This window comes from Microcella alkalica, assembly GCF_014137945.1.
Classification (GTDB): Bacteria; Actinomycetota; Actinomycetes; order Actinomycetales; family Microbacteriaceae; genus Microcella; species Microcella alkalica.
Genome location: NZ_JACGWX010000003.1, coordinates 164,288 through 180,453, shown reverse-complemented (window position 1 = coordinate 180,453; position 16,166 = coordinate 164,288). Strand labels below are relative to the sequence as shown.

16 protein-coding genes are annotated in these 16,166 nt (G+C 72.4%); 9 read left to right on the top strand and 7 right to left on the bottom strand.

Features of this window, described 5'->3' with window-relative positions; genetic code table 11:
• Nucleotides 1-252 precede the first annotated feature (252 nt).
• Nucleotides 253-1,887 carry a phospholipid carrier-dependent glycosyltransferase gene (locus tag FHX53_RS07660; RefSeq protein ID WP_182490763.1) on the bottom strand — a complete coding sequence of 545 codons (1,635 nt, stop codon included), beginning with the start codon at nt 1,885-1,887 and terminating at the stop codon, nt 253-255.
• A gap of 92 nt (nt 1,888-1,979) precedes the next feature.
• On the opposite strand from FHX53_RS07660, the gene rsmI reads away from it, so the two are divergent.
• The gene (gene rsmI, locus FHX53_RS07655) at nt 1,980-2,795 is read left to right on the top strand and encodes a 16S rRNA (cytidine(1402)-2'-O)-methyltransferase (protein WP_182490762.1); all 816 of its coding nucleotides are present in this window, start codon (nt 1,980-1,982) and stop codon (nt 2,793-2,795) included.
• Between the two features lie 195 nt (nt 2,796-2,990).
• Here rsmI and FHX53_RS07650 read toward each other — a convergent pair whose 3' ends face one another.
• Nucleotides 2,991-3,500 carry a hypothetical protein gene (locus tag FHX53_RS07650; RefSeq protein WP_182490761.1) on the bottom strand — a complete coding sequence of 170 codons (510 nt, stop codon included), beginning with the start codon at nt 3,498-3,500 and terminating at the stop codon, nt 2,991-2,993.
• Nucleotides 3,501-3,578: 78 nt separating this feature from the next.
• On the opposite strand from FHX53_RS07650, the gene metG reads away from it, so the two are divergent.
• The 3 genes from metG to rsmA are packed head-to-tail and all read left to right on the top strand — an operon-like array spanning nt 3,579 to nt 7,037.
• Nucleotides 3,579-5,168, top strand: a complete 1,590-nt coding sequence (gene metG / locus FHX53_RS07645) for a methionine--tRNA ligase (RefSeq protein ID WP_182490760.1) — start codon at nt 3,579-3,581, stop codon at nt 5,166-5,168.
• A gap of 12 nt (nt 5,169-5,180) precedes the next feature.
• Nucleotides 5,181-6,191: a TatD family hydrolase gene (locus FHX53_RS07640; protein ID WP_182490759.1), complete on the top strand. Its 1,011-nt coding sequence runs from the start codon at nt 5,181-5,183 to the stop codon at nt 6,189-6,191.
• The gene (rsmA, locus tag FHX53_RS07635) at nt 6,192-7,037 is read left to right on the top strand and encodes a 16S rRNA (adenine(1518)-N(6)/adenine(1519)-N(6))-dimethyltransferase RsmA (protein WP_182490758.1); all 846 of its coding nucleotides are present in this window, start codon (nt 6,192-6,194) and stop codon (nt 7,035-7,037) included.
• A gap of 113 nt (nt 7,038-7,150) precedes the next feature.
• Here rsmA and rlmC read toward each other — a convergent pair whose 3' ends face one another.
• Nucleotides 7,151-8,278 (bottom strand): 23S rRNA (uracil(747)-C(5))-methyltransferase RlmC, encoded by a 1,128-nt coding sequence (gene rlmC, locus FHX53_RS07630; RefSeq protein WP_182490757.1) that lies wholly within the window; start codon nt 8,276-8,278, stop codon nt 7,151-7,153.
• Between the two features lie 76 nt (nt 8,279-8,354).
• On the opposite strand from rlmC, the gene FHX53_RS07625 reads away from it, so the two are divergent.
• Entirely contained in the window at nt 8,355-9,290 is a 936-nt protein-coding gene (locus FHX53_RS07625) for a 4-(cytidine 5'-diphospho)-2-C-methyl-D-erythritol kinase (protein WP_182490756.1), read from the top strand.
• On the opposite strand, the gene FHX53_RS07620 is transcribed toward FHX53_RS07625, so the two are convergent.
• Nucleotides 9,241-9,825, bottom strand: a complete 585-nt coding sequence (locus FHX53_RS07620; protein ID WP_182490755.1) for a signal peptidase II — start codon at nt 9,823-9,825, stop codon at nt 9,241-9,243. The genes FHX53_RS07625 and FHX53_RS07620 overlap by 50 nt on opposite strands.
• Before the next feature lie 53 nt (nt 9,826-9,878).
• Between FHX53_RS07620 and FHX53_RS07615 the strand changes: the two genes are divergently transcribed.
• Nucleotides 9,879-11,744 carry an ATP-binding cassette domain-containing protein gene (locus tag FHX53_RS07615; RefSeq protein WP_182490754.1) on the top strand — a complete coding sequence of 622 codons (1,866 nt, stop codon included), beginning with the start codon at nt 9,879-9,881 and terminating at the stop codon, nt 11,742-11,744.
• Between the two features lie 136 nt (nt 11,745-11,880).
• On the opposite strand, the gene FHX53_RS07610 is transcribed toward FHX53_RS07615, so the two are convergent.
• The gene (locus FHX53_RS07610; RefSeq protein ID WP_182490753.1) at nt 11,881-12,969 is read right to left on the bottom strand and encodes a GTP-binding protein; all 1,089 of its coding nucleotides are present in this window, start codon (nt 12,967-12,969) and stop codon (nt 11,881-11,883) included.
• Nucleotides 12,970-13,037: 68 nt separating this feature from the next.
• Here FHX53_RS07610 and ykgO point away from each other — a divergent pair, with 68 nt between their 5' ends.
• Nucleotides 13,038-13,160 (top strand): type B 50S ribosomal protein L36, encoded by a 123-nt coding sequence (ykgO, locus tag FHX53_RS07605; RefSeq protein ID WP_056226526.1) that lies wholly within the window; start codon nt 13,038-13,040, stop codon nt 13,158-13,160.
• Between the two features lie 143 nt (nt 13,161-13,303).
• Here the strand turns inward: ykgO and FHX53_RS07600 are convergent, their stop codons facing one another.
• Both FHX53_RS07600 and fgd read right to left on the bottom strand, forming a co-directional pair.
• Nucleotides 13,304-13,735, bottom strand: coding sequence for a hypothetical protein (locus FHX53_RS07600; RefSeq protein WP_182490752.1), 432 nt, complete (start codon nt 13,733-13,735; stop codon nt 13,304-13,306).
• Between the two features lie 5 nt (nt 13,736-13,740).
• Nucleotides 13,741-14,772 carry a glucose-6-phosphate dehydrogenase (coenzyme-F420) gene (gene fgd, locus FHX53_RS07595; protein ID WP_182490751.1) on the bottom strand — a complete coding sequence of 344 codons (1,032 nt, stop codon included), beginning with the start codon at nt 14,770-14,772 and terminating at the stop codon, nt 13,741-13,743.
• 120 nt (nt 14,773-14,892) lie between these two features.
• Between fgd and FHX53_RS07590 the strand changes: the two genes are divergently transcribed.
• Both FHX53_RS07590 and FHX53_RS07585 read left to right on the top strand, forming a co-directional pair.
• Nucleotides 14,893-15,678, top strand: coding sequence for an SDR family NAD(P)-dependent oxidoreductase (locus FHX53_RS07590; RefSeq protein WP_182490750.1), 786 nt, complete (start codon nt 14,893-14,895; stop codon nt 15,676-15,678).
• Between the two features lie 71 nt (nt 15,679-15,749).
• Nucleotides 15,750-16,151, top strand: a complete 402-nt coding sequence (locus FHX53_RS07585) for a hypothetical protein (protein ID WP_182490749.1) — start codon at nt 15,750-15,752, stop codon at nt 16,149-16,151.
• Nucleotides 16,152-16,166: the final 15 nt, after the last annotated feature.

The window sequence follows — 16,166 nt, the reverse complement described above, 5'->3', positions numbered from 1 at the left end:
CACCGCCCGGGCGGCGCACGTCCGCCCGCCCCCGAACGCGACCTCTCACCGCCCCGCACCCTCGGGGCAGGGAGAGAGGAATCGCGTCACATCGTGGTGCCCGCGATCGACGCGAGGAGGGCTTCGCCGCGAGGCGTCGGCGCGGGGTAGGCGCCTGCCGGGGATCTGCGGCGGGTGGGTAGCAACAACCTAGCCCCCGAAGGGATCACACGGAAGACGGCCGCGCGAGAAGGATCCTCGAGTCCCGGAACGTCAGATCCAGCCGGGCAGCCAGTAGTGCAGGCGCAGGAAGTCGATCGGCACGGGCCACCCCGTCCACATCGGGAGGAAGAACGCGCTCAGCGCGACGGCCGCCACCACGAGCACCGCGACGACCGCGAGGCCGAGCCGGCGTCGGCGCGCCGGCTCGGCGGGCCCCCCGAGCACCGCGCGCAGCACGGCGACGAGCGCGAGCGCGAGGAACGGCGTCAGCACGACCGTGTAGAAGAAGAACATCGTGCGCTCCGGGTAGAGCAGCCACGGCAGCCAGCCCGCCGCGACCCCGGTCAGGATCACGGCGAGAGCCCACGGGGAGCCGAAGGGCGCGATCGCGGCGCGGGCGCCGGTGCCGCGCGCCGCCGCGACCGCCGCCATGAGGCATCCGATCACCAGCACGATCACCGACGCGACCGACGCCCACCACAGCAGCGGGTTCGGGACGCCCGAGATCGCGACCGCCGTGCCGTCACCCTGATCGACGTAGTGCATGTACGTGGGTCGCAGTAGCAGCGGCCAGCCGAGCGCGGGGGCCTCGTACGCGTGCGGGCTCGACTCGCCCACGTGGTAGCCGTAGACCTGGGACTGGTAGTGCCACAGGTTCTGCACAGCGTCGGGCACCCAGGCGAGGATGCCCGTCCAGCGCTCGCCGCCCGACGCGATCCACTGCCGGTCATAGCCGTCGGTCGACAGGAACCACCCGGTCCACGTCACAAGGTGTACGACGAGAGCCACGGGCAGCACGAGCAGCGCGCTCGCCGGAGCCTGCCGCAGCAGCGTTCCCGACGCCCACAGGGCGACGCCCGCCCCGCGACGGTCGAGGGCGTCGGCGGCGACGCTCAGCACGGCGAAGGCGGCGAGCAGGTAGAGAGCGCTCCACTTGATCGAGACGGCGAGGCCGAACGCGACGCCCGCGGCGATGAGCCACGGCCGCCCCCACAGCGCCGGCCCCCAGTCGGTCGGCCGCCCCGCGAACCGCCGGCGAGCGAGCCACTCGCGCAGCCGGTGATGGCTCGCGCGTCGGTCGATGATCACGAAGAGCACCGCCATGAGGACGAAGAGCGCGAGCAGCCCGTCGAGCAGCGCGACGCGGCTCATGACGATCGCGTTGCCGTCGATCGCGATGAACCCGCCTGCGAGGCTCGCGAGCCCGACCGAGCGCCAGAGCCGGAAGGCGATGAGCATGACGAGCCCGACGACCGCGACTCCCGCGAGCGCCGTCGAGATGCGCCAGCCGACGGGAGACTCGGGGCCGAGGGCGGCGAGGCCGAGCGCGATGATCCACTTCCCGAGCGGGGGATGCGCCACGAACGCAGCCGCCCGATCGGGCGACCCGGGCTCGCCCGCCGCGAAGCCGTCGTTCGCGCCCTCCGGCCAGCGCCCCTCGTAGCCGAGCTGCAGCATGCTCAGCGCATCCTTCACGTAGTAGGTCTCGTCGAAGACGAGCGTCGCGTGCTCGTCGAGCCCGATGAGGCGTGTGGCGGCCGCGACGCCGAGCACAAGCGTCGGCGCGGCGATGCGGGCCGCTCGGCGGGCGGCGGGGGATGCCGCGGCCCAGCGCTCGTCGAGGCGCGAGCCGAGCATCCGATCGCCGACCGACTCCGGGGCGGGAGTCGGCTCTGCTCGCGTCACGCGCTCATGCTAGCCGCGCCCGCTCGGGGTGCCCCGAGTGCTGCCTCCCGCCGCGTCCGGGTGCCCGGGTGCCCGGGTGGGAGGATGAGCGGATGATCGTGCTCGCCGCCACCCCCATCGGCAACCTCGGCGACGCGTCGCTGCGGCTCATCGAGACCCTCGAGGCGGCGGAGCTCGTCGTCGCGGAGGACACCCGCACGACCGCCCACCTGCTGCGCGCGCTCGGCATCGAGAACCGGCCGCAGCTGCTCGCCCTGCACGAGCACAACGAGCGCGCGCGATCGGCCGAGCTCGTCGAGCGGGCCCGCGACACCGATGTCGTCGTGCTCACCGACGCGGGCATGCCGGGCATCAGCGACCCCGGCTACGTGCTCGTCGAGACGGCGATCGCGGCCGGAGTCGGCGTCACCGCACTGCCCGGCCCGAGCGCCGTGCTCATGGCGCTCGTGCTGAGCGGGCTGCCGACCGACCGGTTCGCGTTCGAGGGGTTCCTGCCGCGCAAGGGGCGCACGTCCCACCTGCGGGGTCTCGCCGCCGAGCAGCGCACGCTCATCTTCTTCGAGGCGCCGCACCGCATCGGCGCGGCGCTCGTCGACCTGCGCGACGCCTTCGGATCCGACCGCCGCGCCGCCGTCTGCCGCGAGCTCACGAAGAAGTTCGAGGAGGTCGCGCGCGGCACGCTCGCGGAGCTCGCCGAGCGCTTCGCCGAGGGCGCGCGCGGCGAGATCGTCGTCGTCGTCGAGGGCGCACCGGCGCGGTCGGGCGACCTGGCCGGCGCGGTGGCGGAGGTCGTCGCGCGTGCCGCGGCCGGTGAGCGGCTGAAGGATGCGGCGTCGGCGGTCGCCGCCGCCACCGGGCTCGGCACGCGCGAGCTCTACGAGGCCGCGCTCGCGGCCCGGCGCGGGTAAACGGCCCGGGCACCGAGCCCGCGCTCGCTCGTCGCGTGTGCCGCGCCCGTTGAGCGGGGGGAGGGCGCTACTTCTGTGGGGCGGCGCCACATTGACGTTGTGCCCTGACTTCGAAGTGGCGCCTCTAGCACCCGCGGGCCAGCGCTCGACCGCGCTGCGCGGCGCCCGCGGCGCCAGGGCCCGCGCGCCGCGCGGCTACCCGCAGTAGTCGCGCAGCTCCAGGCTGACGGGCGCGATAGTCTCGCGCTCCTCCGTCGTGATGACGACCCCGTTCACGACTCCCTCGGCGGGCCCGGTGCGCTCGACCTCGATGCCGACGTACGCGGCCGCATCCGGCTCGATGCTCGCGTCGGTGAGGTCGACGCCGTCGAACGCGCTCCGCCCGCTGGTTCCCGACGGCGCCGCATCGAACAGCACGGGAGTCGCCCGCGCCTCCGGGTCGATCGCGACGAATCGGTCGACGACCTCGACGCCCTCCGACTCGGCGAGCTCGATCCCGGTGATGGCCAGCGGCTCGCCGGCCGAGTTGGTCACTCCGAGGGCCAGGGTGCCGCGATCGCCGGCCAGGCACCCGCTCAGCTCGGCGTTCTGGTCCTCGGGCGGGCCCGAGCATCCGCCCAGCACCGCGACGACCGCGACGACCGCGCCCACGGCGATCGCGCGGGATGCCCGTGGCCGGGCCGGGCGGGTCTGGTCGCGTCTCACGCGCAGAACGCTACGCGACGCGGCGAGGGCTCCGCCGCGCACCTGCCGCGCATCCGCCCGCCCGTAGACTCATGCGTTATGGCCGCAGGCGACTCCTTCTCCGTCACGACCCCGATCTTCTACGTGAACGACGCGCCCCACATCGGGCACGCGTACACCGAGGTCGCGGTCGACGTCCTCGCGCGCTGGCACCGGCAGAGCGGCGCCGACACGTGGTCGCTCACGGGCACCGACGAGCATGGTCAGAAGATCCTGCGCACGGCGGTCGCGAACGGCGTCACCCCGAAGGAGTGGGCGGACAAGCTCGTCGCCGACGCGTGGATCCCGCTGCTGAAGACGATCGACATCGCCAACGACGACTTCATCCGCACCACCGAGGAGCGCCACGAGAGCGTCGTGCAGCAGTTCCTCCAGAAGCTGTACGACGACGGCCTCATCTACGACGGCGAGTACGAGGGCTACTACTGCGTCGGCTGCGAGGAGTACAAGCAGCAGTCCGACCTCGTCGACGGCGCCGGCGAGTTCGCGGGCCAGTACGTGTGCCCCATCCACGGCCGCCCGGTCGAGGTGCTCAAGGAGAAAAACTACTTCTTCCGCATGAGCCAGTTCCAGCAGCGCCTCCTCGCCCTCTACGAGTCGCAGCCCGACTTCATCCAGCCGGACAGCCTGCGCAACGAGATCGTGTCGTTCGTGCGCCGCGGTCTCGACGACCTGTCGATCTCGCGTCAGAGCTTCGACTGGGGCGTGCGCGTGCCGTGGGACGACAAGCACGTCGTCTACGTCTGGTTCGACGCGCTCATCAACTACATCTCCGCCCTCGGCTGGCGCCCCGACGCTCCGGCCGAGCTGTTCGACCGCTTCTGGCCGTCCAGCCACATCGTCGGCAAGGACATCGCGCGCTTCCACGCCGTCGTCTGGCCGGCGATGCTCATGGCCGCCGATCTGCCCGTGCCGCGCCGCGTCTTCGGCCACGGCTGGCTGCTCGTCGGCGGCGAGAAGATGTCGAAGTCGAAGCTCACGGGCATCGCGCCGTCGCAGATCACCGAGGTGTTCGGGTCGGATGCGTTCCGCTACTACTTCATGCGCGCGATCGCGTTCGGCCAGGACGGCTCGTTCTCGTGGGAGGACCTCGCCGCCCGCTACCAGGCCGAGCTCGCGAACGGCTTCGGCAACCTCGCCTCGCGCGTGGTCGCGATGGTCGGCCGGTACTGCGACGGGGTCGTTCCCGAGGCGGGCGCCGCGAGCGAGGCCGAGGCGGGCATCCAGCGAACGGTCGCGGATGCCGCGGGCACCGCATCCGCCGCGATCGACCGGTTCGCGATCCACGATGCGATCGCGGCGGTCTGGTCGATCGTCGACGAGCTCAACGGCTACCTGACGGTGCAGGAACCGTGGAAGGTCGCGAAGGACGAGTCGCAGGCCGAGCGGCTCCACACGATCCTGTACACGGCGGCCGAGGGCCTGCGCGCCCTCGCCGTGCTGCTGAGCCCGGTGCTGCCGCAGGCGACGCAGAAGCTGTGGGCGGCGCTCGGCGCCGAGCCCCACCTGGGAGCGCTCGCAGACCAGCGCATCCCCGATGCGGGAGAGTGGGGTCGGTTGCCGGCGGGCGCCCGCACCCAGGCGCTCGAGGCTCTCTTCCCGCGCATCGAGCACGAGGCCACCGCCTAGAAGGGGCGCGACATGACCGACGAGATGACACCGCACGTGCGCTCCCGCGCCGCGATGGAGGACTCGTCGCGAGACCTCAGCTACCCGCCGAGCCCCGAGGCGCTCGTCGTGCCCGTGTACGACAACCACACGCACCTCGAGATCGCCGACGGCGAGAGCCCCATGCACTACCGGGAGCACCTCGATCGCGCTTCGGCCGTCGGTGTGCGTGGTGTCGTGCAGGTCGGCACCGACGTTCAGACCTCGCGCTGGTCGGCGGCGATCGCGGCGCGCGAGCCGCGCGTGCTGGCCGCTGTCGCCATCCACCCCAACGAGGCCGCGGCGCTCGATGAGGCGGGCGAGCTGGATGCCGCTCTCGCGGTCATCGACGAGCTCGCCGCGCAACCCCGCGTGGTCGCCGTCGGCGAGACCGGGCTCGACTATCACCGCGCGACGTCCGAGAGCAGACGCGCCGCCCAGCTGCGCTCCTTCGAGGAGCACATCCGCATCGCGAAGAAGCACGGCCTCGCGCTGCAGATCCACGACCGCGACGCGCACGACGACGTCGTCGCGACGCTGCGCCGCGTGGGCGCTCCCGAGCGCACGGTGTTCCACTGCTTCAGCGGCGACGTCGAGCTCGCGTCGATCCTCGCGGAGAACGGCTGGTACGCGTCGTTCGCGGGCACGGCGACGTTCAAGACAGCGCGCAACCTGCGCGACGCGCTCGACGTACTGCCGCGGGCCCTGCTGCTCGTCGAGACGGATGCGCCGTTCCTGACGCCGCACCCCTTCCGCGGCCGCCCGAACTCGCCGTACCTGCTGCCGTGGACGCTCCGCGCGATGGCCGACCACCTCGGCACCGACGCGTCGATGCTCGCGGCGCAGATCAGCTCCAACACCGAGCAGGTGTACGGCACGTGGGACGCCGAGCCGGTCACCGCCCCCGGCGACCCGTGGGCCGATCGCCCCGACGCCGAGCACCCCGAGCGAGACGCCCTGCCGGGCCGCGCCGACGATCTGACGACCGAGCAGGGCGGGGCCTGAGTGGCGGGGCTCCTGGGCCCTGCTGAGGTGCGCGACCTCGCCGCGCTGCTCGATGTCACGCCGACGAAGAAGCTCGGGCAGAACTTCGTGCACGACGCCAACACCGTCCGCCGCATCGTCTCGACGGCTGCGCTGCCGCCGGGCTCGACGGTGCTCGAGGTGGGGCCGGGGCTCGGCAGCCTGACGCTCGGGCTGCTCGAGGCGGGGCATTCGGTCGTCGCGGTCGAGCTGGATGCCCGGCTCGCCGCCCAGCTGCCGCTCACAGTCGCCGAGCTGCAGCCGACGGCGCGCCTCGAGGTCGTGCACGCCGACGCGCTGCGCGTCACGTCGCTGCCTGATGTGTTCGGGGAGCCGACGTCGCTCGTCGCGAACCTGCCGTACAACATCTCGGTGCCGGTGCTGCTGCACCTGCTCGCGCGCTTCCCGTCGATCACGCGCACGCTCGTCATGGTGCAGGCGGAGGTCGGGCAGCGGCTCGCCGCGGGCCCGGGCTCGAAGATCTACGGGAGCCCGAGCGTGAAGGCGGCCTGGTACGGGGCCTGGGGGCTCGAGGGAGTGGTGAGCCGGCAGGTGTTCTGGCCGGTGCCGAACGTCGACAGCGTGCTCGTCGGCATGAAGGCGCGCACTGCTCCTCCCGGTTCGGAGGCGGAGCGCCTGCGCATGTTCGCCCTCGTCGACGCGGCGTTCGGTCAGCGGCGCAAGATGCTGCGGCAGGCGCTCGCGGAGCTCTTCGGCTCATCCGCGGCGGCGACGGCCGCGCTCGAGGCGGCGGGGCTCGACCCGACCGCGCGCGGAGAGCAGCTCGTCATGCAGGAGTTCCTGGCCCTCGCGCGCGTGCACGGCTGAGAGGGCAGCCTGGCCGCGCCGCCCCAACCCTCGAAGTCGGATTACGTCACTCCTTAACAACGGTCTGTGCGCGATCGCGGGCTGGTTGTCCGGCGAGCCGGCTCGCCGCGAGCTCAGCGGGCGGGCATCCGCTCGAGCAGCACGATGACCTCCGAGTGCGTCGACTGCGGGAACATGTCGAACAGCCGCGCCTCGACGACCCGGTACGACGGCATCGACTCGAGGTCGCGCGCGAGCGACGCGGCGTTGCAGCTCGAGTAGATGACCGTCGGCACGCCCGACTCCTCGAGCCACGCCGACAGGGGCTCGCCGAGCCCGCGGCGCGGCGGGTTGACGACGACGAGGTCGGGCGGGGCACCCGCGGACGCGACCGCGCTCGTCGCGTCGCCGACCTCGAAGCGCACCCCGGGCATCCCCTCGGCGGCGATGCGTGCGCTCGCCACGGCATCGGAGGAGAGCTCGACGCCGAGCACCTGCCGACCCGGCGCCGCCGCGTGGAGGGCGAACCCGCCGACGCCGCAGTAGAGATCCCAGACCGACGACGGGCCAGCCGCGTCGATCCACTCGCGGCCCTGGCGGTACAGCGCCGAGGCGATCGCCGTGTTCGTCTGCACGAAGCTCTGCGGCCGCACCTGCAGCGTCGCGTCGCCCACGCGCATCGGCAGCGTCGACCGCGGCGTGAGAACGAACTCCTCGGCTCCCTCGACGACGGCCTTGTGCTCGGGGTGCAGATTGACCGAGACGACGGCGAGCTGCGGCAGAGCATCCACGAGCCAGGGGACGACCGCCTGCACGGCGGAGACCGACGCGCGCGACCGCACCACGAAGCGCACCATGAGCTCGCCGTCGGCCGACTCGGTCACGATGAGGTACTTGAGCTCGCCCGCCCGCGACGGCACGTCATACGGCTCGAGCCCCGCCCGCGTGATCGCCTCGGCGAGCTGGTCGAACACGGCGCGGATGCCCGGCGCGATGATCCCGCAGGCGCGCAGATCAATGCCCCGGCCGCGCCCGTCGAGGATTCCGAGGGTCGGCGTGGCGCTCGAGCCCCCCACGACCATCTTCGCCTTCGCGCGGAAGCCCGACTCCTCGCTCGCGATCGCGGGCAGCCAGGAGGCGTCCGGATGCGCGGCCAGCAGAGTGCGCGCGGTCGCCTCCTTGACTGCCAGCTGCTCCGTGTACGGCGTTCCCATGAGCGTGCACGAGCGGCACAGTCCGGCGTCGAAGTAGGAGCACTGCATGGCAGGCCCAGGGTAGTGGCGCGCACGCGGGGATGAGCGCGGCGGGCGCCCCGCCGACCTCCCCTAGGGTGTTGTCATGGTCGCAACGGGAGCCTCGCGCGTCGTGCACGTGCGAGCGCCCGGGAAGATCAACGTCTTCATGAAGGTCGGCGTCCTCATGGACGACGGCTACCACGACGTCGCCACCGCCTACCAGGCCATCTCGCTCTACGAGGAGGTCTACGCGCGGCCCGCCGACGACTTCTCGGTCACCTTCTCCGGCTCGATCGACGCGAGCGGCCTCGCGACCGACGGCACGAACCTCGCGATCCGCGCCGCCCGCCTGCTCGCCCGTGTCGCCGACTACCGAGGCGGGGTGCACCTCGACATCGAGAAGAACGTCCCCATCGCCGGCGGTATGGGCGGAGGCTCGGCCGACGCCGCGGCGACGCTGCTCGCGTGCGACCACTTGTGGGGCACGGGCCTCGGGCGGGAGGAGCTGCATTCGCTCGCCGCCGAGCTCGGCGCCGACGTGCCGTTCGCACTCATGGGCGGCACCGCCGTCGGCACGGGTCGAGGCGACGCCCTCTCTCCCGCGCTCGCGCAGGGCACCTTCCACTGGGTCCTCGCGCTCGCCGAGTCGGGGCTGTCGACCCCCGAGGTCTACGCCGAGCTCGACCGCCACCGCGAACGGCACGTGCACGACATCGCCCCCGCGCCCGAGCAGCCCACCGTCGACATCGAGGTGCTGCAGGCGCTGCGCGCGGGCGATCCGCACCAGCTCGCCGAGTACCTCCACAACGACCTGCAGGCTCCCGCGCTGCACCTCGAGCCGGCGCTCGCCCGCACGCTCGAGGCGGGCGAGAAGGCCGGAGCCCTCGCCGGGATCGTGTCAGGCTCGGGCCCGACCGTCGCCTTCCTCGCCGCCGACGCCGACGCCGCGCTCGAGCTCCAGGTCGAGCTGAGCGCGGGGCGTCACACGGTCATCCGTGCGACGGGTCCGGTTCACGGGGCTCGGGTCGCCGCGGGTTGACGCCCGCAAGACTCAGGATCACCACGGCGACTGCGCCGAGCACGAGCGCGATGTCGGCGACGTTGCCGACGAAGTAGCCCGCGTAGTCGATGAAGTCGACGATCTCGCCGCGGGCGAAGCCCGGCTCACGGAAGAGCCGGTCGCCCAAGTGGCTGATCGCCCCGCCGAAGAGCGCTCCGACCGCGATCGCCCACCGGACGCTCGACAGCCGCGTGACGAAGATCGCCAGCCCGACGACGGCTATCGCCGCGACGACCGACAGGATCCACGTGTAGTCGCCGCCGATGCCGAACGCGGCGCCCGGATTGTAGACGAGCCGCCACTGAATGAGCTCGCCGATCACCGGCACGCCGACGCCGAGCTCGAGCTCGGCCTCGGCCCAGAACTTGGTGCCTTGATCGAGCAGGATGATGCCCGCGGCGAGAACGAGGGTCCACGGCAGGACGCGGCGGATGCGCGCCCGCACGGCGGGGTTGTCGAGCGAGGACGCCTGCTCGTCGTCGGCGGGCACGGCGGGACCATCGGTCGAAGACATGCCCCCATTCTGCCGGGTATGGAGGCCCCCGCCGCGCGCCGTAGGCTCGACGGGTGGCCCACCTGCTGGGAGCCGAGCAGCTCCGCGTCGAATACCCCACCCGCGTCGTGCTCGACGGGGTGACGGTCGGCATCGGCGACGGCGACCGCATCGGCGTCGTCGGCCGCAACGGCGACGGCAAGTCGACACTGCTGCGCATCCTCGCCGGCAAGCAGGAGCCCGACGGCGGTCGCGTCACGCGCCGCCGCGGCGTCACCCTCGGGATGCTCGACCAGGGCGACGATCTGGCGACGGGCCGCACGGTGCTCGACACGGTCGTGGGCGGGCGGCCCGAGCACGAATGGGCGGGCGATCGCAACGTTCGCGACGTGCTCGCGGGGCTCATCGCGGACATCCCCGGCGACACGCTCGTCGACGACCTCAGCGGCGGCCAGCGGCGCCGCGTCGCGCTCGCCGCGCTGCTGAGCCAGGAGTGGGACATCGTGGTGCTCGACGAGCCCACCAACCACCTCGACATCGGCGGCGTCGCGTGGCTCGCCGGGCACCTCAAGCGCCGCTGGGCGACCGGCCAGGGGGCGCTGCTGGTCGTGACGCACGACCGGTGGTTCCTCGACGAGGTGAGCCTCGACACGTGGGAGGTGCACGACCGCATCGTCGAGCCGTTCGAGGGCGGATACGCGGCGTACGTGCTGCAGCGCATGGAGCGCGACCGTCAGGCCGCGACCATGGAGTCCAAGCGGCAGAACCTCATGAAGAAGGAGCTCGCGTGGCTGCGCCGCGGCGCTCCGGCCCGCACGGCGAAGCCGAAGTTCCGCATCGAGGCGGCGAACGCGCTCATCGCCGACGTTCCCGAGCTGCGCAACCCGATCGAGCTCGCGCAGATGGCGACCTCGCGCCTCGGCAAGGACGTCATCGACCTGCTCGACGTGTCGGTGGCGTACGGCGATCGGGAGATCCTGCACGACATCGAGTGGCGCATCGCGCCCGGAGAGCGCACGGGCGTCCTCGGCGTCAACGGCGCAGGCAAGTCGACGCTGCTCAAGCTCATCGACGGCTCGCTCGCCCCGACGACGGGGCGCGTGAAGCGAGGCAAGACGGTCGTCGTCGCGACCCTCGACCAGCAGCTCGGCGACCTGAGCGCCGTCGAGCACGAGCGCGTCTCGGCCGTCATCGCGACCAAGCGCACGTCCTACGTCGCCGGCGACAAGGAGCTCACCCCGGGCCAGCTGCTCGAGCGGCTCGGTTTCACCTCGGCGCAGCTCTCGACGCCGATCAAAGACCTCTCCGGTGGCCAGAAGCGCCGCCTGCAGCTGCTGCTCATCCTGCTCGACGAGCCGAATGTGCTCATCATGGACGAGCCGACCAACGACATGGACACCGACATGCTCGCCGCGATCGAGGACCTCCTCGACTCGTGGCCGGGCACGCTCATCGTCGTGTCGCACGACCGCTACCTGCTCGAACGCGTGACCGACCAGCAGTTCGCGGTGCTGCCGGGCTCCGACGGCGTCGGCCGCCTGCGGCACCTGCCGGGCGGCGTCGACGAGTACCTGCGGTTCGCCGCGGCCTCGGCCGGGTCGGTGTCGGATGCCGGGCGCGCGACGGTCGCGTCCGTCACGAGCGCGGGCGGGGCATCCGGTGCCTCGTCGTCGGGTGGCGGTGGCTCGACTGCGGCGGCCCCTCCGGCCCTCAAGGTCGGGGGAGCCGAGCGCCGCACCGCCGAGAAGGAGCTCGCCTCGATCGAGCGCCGCATCGCGAAGCTGCAGGGAGAGATCGACCGCCTGCACGTCGCGCTCGCCGAGCACGACACGAGCGACTACTCAGGTGCAGGCGCGCTGCACGAGCGGGTGCGCGGGCTCGAGGAGCAGCGCGACGCGCTCGAGACGCGCTGGCTGGAGCTCGGCGAGCTGCTCGGCTGAGCCTGGGCGCGACCCGCCCACCCCCGCGCCGCCCCGACCGCGGAGACCCGCGATTGAGCGCGTTCGTCACAAGTGAGTGCGAAAGTTCGGGCTCAATCGCGACGAAGCGGCTCAATCGTGGCCGGGGCGCGGGCGCCTACTCGCGCATCGCGGCCGGCCAGACCGGGAACGGGTCGCGGAAGCCCGCCCACGTCTCGGGGCCGGCGAGCAGCTCGTCGTCGGTCAGCGCGGCGGCGTCGAACGCGGCGCGCAGGCCGGCGTGGTCGAGGTCGAGGCCGATGATCGCGAGGTCCTGCCCGAGCGCGAGCGGCTCGTCGTCGGGCGAGAGCGTGCCGTCGTGGGCGAGCGGCGCGAGGCTGATGGTGCGGCCGACGTGATCCCAGAGGGCGGTGATGCCGGGGCGCGTCGCGAAGCGGCAGAACCCGGCTGAGCGCACGATCGTGCCGAGCTCGCCCGGCTCGACGCGGTCGTCGAGCAGGCGCTGCAGGCGCTCGGGGTGCAGCGGGCGCGCCTGCTCCCAGTGCAGGGCGCTCACGCGCCGGTCGGTCATGTGCGGGTCGAAGGCCCCGTTGAGCAGCCGCACCCAGCCGGCGCCGTCGTGCGCGGGGCTGTGCGCGAAGAGGAGCGTGCGCACGTCGAGGTCGCGCCGGTCGAGCCGCAGTCGCGCGCGCGGGCTCAGGTGCGCGACGAGCGCCATCGTCGTCGCGAGCTCGGGAGTGCTCAGGGCCGACCAGTTGACGAGCACGATCGACGACGCGAACTCCAGCTGCGTGACGGCGAGCTGCGCGCGCGCGGTGTGCTCGATGCGGCCGGGTGCGCCGTGCCCCGCCTCGTCGTCGCCACCGGCGTCGGCGTCAGCATCGGCGTCGGGGTGCGGATGCTCGCGCGCGGGCCGCGCGATGTAGTCGTCGCGCTGAAGATCGCGCAGCAGGTGTGCGGCGTCGGCGACGCACACGAGGCCCATGAGCCGCGTGCTCGCGTCAGCGGTTGCGAGCGCTCCGAGCAGGTCGTGGGCCGCGGTCTCGGCGGGCAACTCGATGACGAGGCCGGAGCGCGTGGCCATGCCGGGCGCGAGGTCCGCCGCTGCGGTGAGCGGGTCATCCTCGCTCGACAGTCGAGCGGCGCGGAGGATGCCGCGCCCGGTCGCGCTCGCGAGCCGCTGGGCATAGGCGGCGCGCTCGGCGGCGCAGGCGCCGACCACGGCGATCACATCGACGGGTTGCATGGGGGCGTCCTCTCGAGGTCGACTACGGTGGACTTAATAGTAATCGTTCTCAATAAGGAGGCTCGACCATGAAGGTCCGCGCATCGATCAAGTCGCTCAAGAAGCAGCCGGGGGCGCAGGTCGTCCGCCGCCGGGGCAAGGTGTTCGTCATCAACAAGCTCAACCCGCGGTTCAAGGGTCGTCAGGGGTAGGGCGCGCGCCTCGCGCCCGGACCCGCCTCGCGCACCGCTTCTCGCCGGTGCGTCGCTTTGTCGCAGTTGAGCCCGAAAGTTCGGCCTCAACTGTCACAAACCGGCGCACTCGTGCGCGGCGGCGGGTCGGCAGCCGAACAGACCTACTTCGTCCGGCCCATGAGCAGGTCGACGCGCCAGCCCTGCTTCGTCTGCACGACGGCGACCGGGATGCGCGGCTTGTCTCCGCGGCCGTCCAGTCGGCGCACCGCCTCGTCGAAGACGCTCTCGAGCCCGCGCGGCACGACGCCCACGACACCCGAGACGCGGCGGCCCGAGAAGACGCGCACCTCGATGGGAGCATCCACTCGTTCTTGATCGAGCGAGCGCGCCGGGGTCGCCGTGAACAGCGAGTCGGCCTCGGCGTCGGCGAGCTGCGCGATCTCGTCCTGATGCGGGGTCGCGTCGGCGAGCCGCATCGTGACATCCCGGTTCTTCGGCAGCAGGTCGTAGGCGTAGTCGTCGAAGGACCCCTTGCCGCGGTCGCCCTTCGGCAGGGTGAGGTCGCCGGACTCCTTCTTGCTCCAGAACGGCACGGCGATTACCCCTGCGCGTCGAACTCGGCGACCGCGGCCCGCAGGCGCGGCACGACCTCCGAGCCGTACAGCTCGAGGAACCGTGCCTGGTCGGGGCCCGGCGCGTGGAAGACCAGGTGTCGGAAGCCCATGCGCACGTACTCCATGACGCGGCCGACGTGCTCGTCGGGGTCGGTCGAGACGATCCATCGCGAGGCGGCGCGCTCGAGCGGCAGGGCGTCGGCGAGGCGCTCCATCTCGCGCGGATCCTCGACGCCCATCTTCTCGTCCCCGCTCAGGGCGAGGGCCGCCCAGTGGCGGGTGTCCTCCATGGCGCGCTGGCGGTCGGTGTCGAACGAGACCTTCATCTCGATGAGGGTGTCGACGCTGCCGGGAAGCCGCGACCCCTTCTCGAGCCCCTCGCGGAAGGCGGGGAGGAGGTTCTCGGTGTAGAGCTCGCGCGGCTTGCCGGAGGTCGTGATGTAGCCGTCGGCGATGCGGCCCGCTAGGCGCGTCGCGGCCGGGCCGGATGCGCCGATGTAGATCGGCACCTTCACCTCGGGCCGGTCGTAGATCGTGACGTTGTCGGTGCGGTAGTGAGGGCCCTCGTGGGTCACGCGCTCCTCCTCCCAGAGGCGCTCGATGAGCTGCACGGCCTCCTTGAGGCGGGCGAAGCGCTCCTTGATGTCGGGCCACACGAAGCCGAGCGGGGCCTCGTTGAGCGACTCGCCCGTGCCGACGCCGAGGATAACGCGGCCCGGGAACAGCTGCCCGAGCGTGCCGAACGCCTGCGCGACCATCGCCGGGTGGTGCCGGAACGTCGGCGTCAGCACCGAGGTGCCCATGACGATGCGCTCGGTCTTCGCGCCGAGGGCTCCGAGCCAGGCGATCGCGGCGGGGGCGTGGCCGTCGGTGTGCTTCCACGGCTGCAGGTGGTCGCTGATGAAGACCGACTCGAAGCCGGCCTGCTCGGCGAGCACGCCGTAGTCGAGCAGCTCGCGCGGAGCGAACTGCTCGCTCGAGGCCTTGTAGCCGATGCGGAACGGGACGGTGCTCATGCGTGACTCCAGTCGACGGCGGCGGGTGCAGAAGAACCCTACGCGGCGCACCCCCGTGGTAGGCATGGAAGCCGCGCCGTCATCGTCGTCGGCGCTCGGAAGAGCTCTCGGAGGACATCCATGCACATCACCGGCCGCACCGCTCTCATCACCGGTGGCGCTTCGGGGCTGGGCCGGGCGACGGCTGAGCGGATGCTCGCCGCGGGCAGCTCGGTCGTCATCGCCGACCTGCCCCAGTCACCGGGAGCCGCGCTCGCCGACGAGTGGGGCGACCGCGCCGTCTTCGTGCCGACCGACGTGACCGACGCCGATCAGGTGCAGGCCGCGATCGATGCGGCGAGCGAGCTCGGGCGGCTCGACGTCGTCGTGGCGTGCGCGGGTATCGTGCGCGGGGCGCGCGTCGTGGGGCGCAAGGGGCCGTTTCCGCTCGACGTGTTCCGGCAGGTGGTCGACATCAACCTCACCGGAACGTTCACGGTCGTGAGTCTCGCTGCGGCGCGCATGGTCGAGACGGGCGCGGTCGACGGCGTCGCCGGCGCGGAGGTCGACGAGGAGCGCGGCGTCATCGTCATGACCGCCTCGGTCGCCGCGTTCGACGGGCAGGTCGGTCAGGCCGCCTACTCGGCGTCGAAGGGTGCGATCGTGGGCCTCACGCTGCCGCTCGCGCGCGACCTGGCCGAGCACCGCATCCGGGTCATGGCGATCGCGCCGAGCCTGTTCCGCACGCCGATGGCCGAGATGCTGCCCGAGGAGGCGCTCGCCTCGCTCGAGGAGCAGACCCTGCACCCGCACCGTCTCGGCAAGCCCGAGGAGTACGCCGCGCTCGTGCAGCACATCGTCGAGAACCCGATGCTCAACGGCGAGGTGATCAGGCTCGACGGCGCGGTGCGCATGGCTCCGCGGTGAGCGCGCCGCTGAACGGTCGCCCGGCACGTCAACCGGCCCGCGTCGCCGGGGTTCGGCCCTACGATGAGCACATGACCGACCCCCTCGACGCCATCGCGATCGTCGCCGAGGCCGTGTCGTGGCTGCTGCTGCCGAGCGGCATCGTGCTGCTCATCATCGGGCTGTCGCGCCGGGCGTGGTCGAGCCGCTACCGCTCGGCGAAGGCGGTCATCACGAACGTCGACGAGCGCGACGCGAAGCTGCGCTGGTTCGGCGACGGAGGCGACGTGCACGAGACCGTCTCGCCCCTCACGGGGCCGATTCCGGCGGTGGGGGATGCCCGCACCGTCTGGGTGCACCCCTCCCGCCCCGAGAACGCCCGCCTCGACTCGCCGGCCCACGACGGGCGCGCGCTGCTGGCGCTCGGCGGCATCCTGACGGCGGTCGGAGTGATCGCGGTCGTGCTGTCGTTCGTGCTGCCGCTGGTCGGGTAGGCAGGCATCGGCCAA

What these genes read in the sequence shown, in the direction of transcription:
- rsmI (WP_182490762.1), top strand. Translation starts at nt 1,980, where the DNA reads ATGATCGTGCTCGCCGCCACCCCCATCGGCAACCTCGGCGACGCGTCG.
- metG (WP_182490760.1), top strand. Translation starts at nt 3,579, where the DNA reads ATGGCCGCAGGCGACTCCTTCTCCGTCACGACCCCGATCTTCTACGTG.
- FHX53_RS07640 (WP_182490759.1), top strand. Translation starts at nt 5,181, where the DNA reads ATGACCGACGAGATGACACCGCACGTGCGCTCCCGCGCCGCGATGGAG.
- rlmC (WP_182490757.1), bottom strand. Translation starts at nt 8,278, where the DNA reads ATGCAGTGCTCCTACTTCGACGCCGGACTGTGCCGCTCGTGCACGCTC.
- FHX53_RS07625 (WP_182490756.1), top strand. Translation starts at nt 8,355, where the DNA reads ATGGTCGCAACGGGAGCCTCGCGCGTCGTGCACGTGCGAGCGCCCGGG.
- FHX53_RS07620 (WP_182490755.1), bottom strand. Translation starts at nt 9,825, where the DNA reads ATGTCTTCGACCGATGGTCCCGCCGTGCCCGCCGACGACGAGCAGGCG.
- FHX53_RS07610 (WP_182490753.1), bottom strand. Translation starts at nt 12,969, where the DNA reads ATGCAACCCGTCGATGTGATCGCCGTGGTCGGCGCCTGCGCCGCCGAG.
- ykgO (WP_056226526.1), top strand. Translation starts at nt 13,038, where the DNA reads ATGAAGGTCCGCGCATCGATCAAGTCGCTCAAGAAGCAGCCGGGGGCG.
- fgd (WP_182490751.1), bottom strand. Translation starts at nt 14,772, where the DNA reads ATGAGCACCGTCCCGTTCCGCATCGGCTACAAGGCCTCGAGCGAGCAG.
- FHX53_RS07590 (WP_182490750.1), top strand. Translation starts at nt 14,893, where the DNA reads ATGCACATCACCGGCCGCACCGCTCTCATCACCGGTGGCGCTTCGGGG.
- FHX53_RS07585 (WP_182490749.1), top strand. Translation starts at nt 15,750, where the DNA reads ATGACCGACCCCCTCGACGCCATCGCGATCGTCGCCGAGGCCGTGTCG.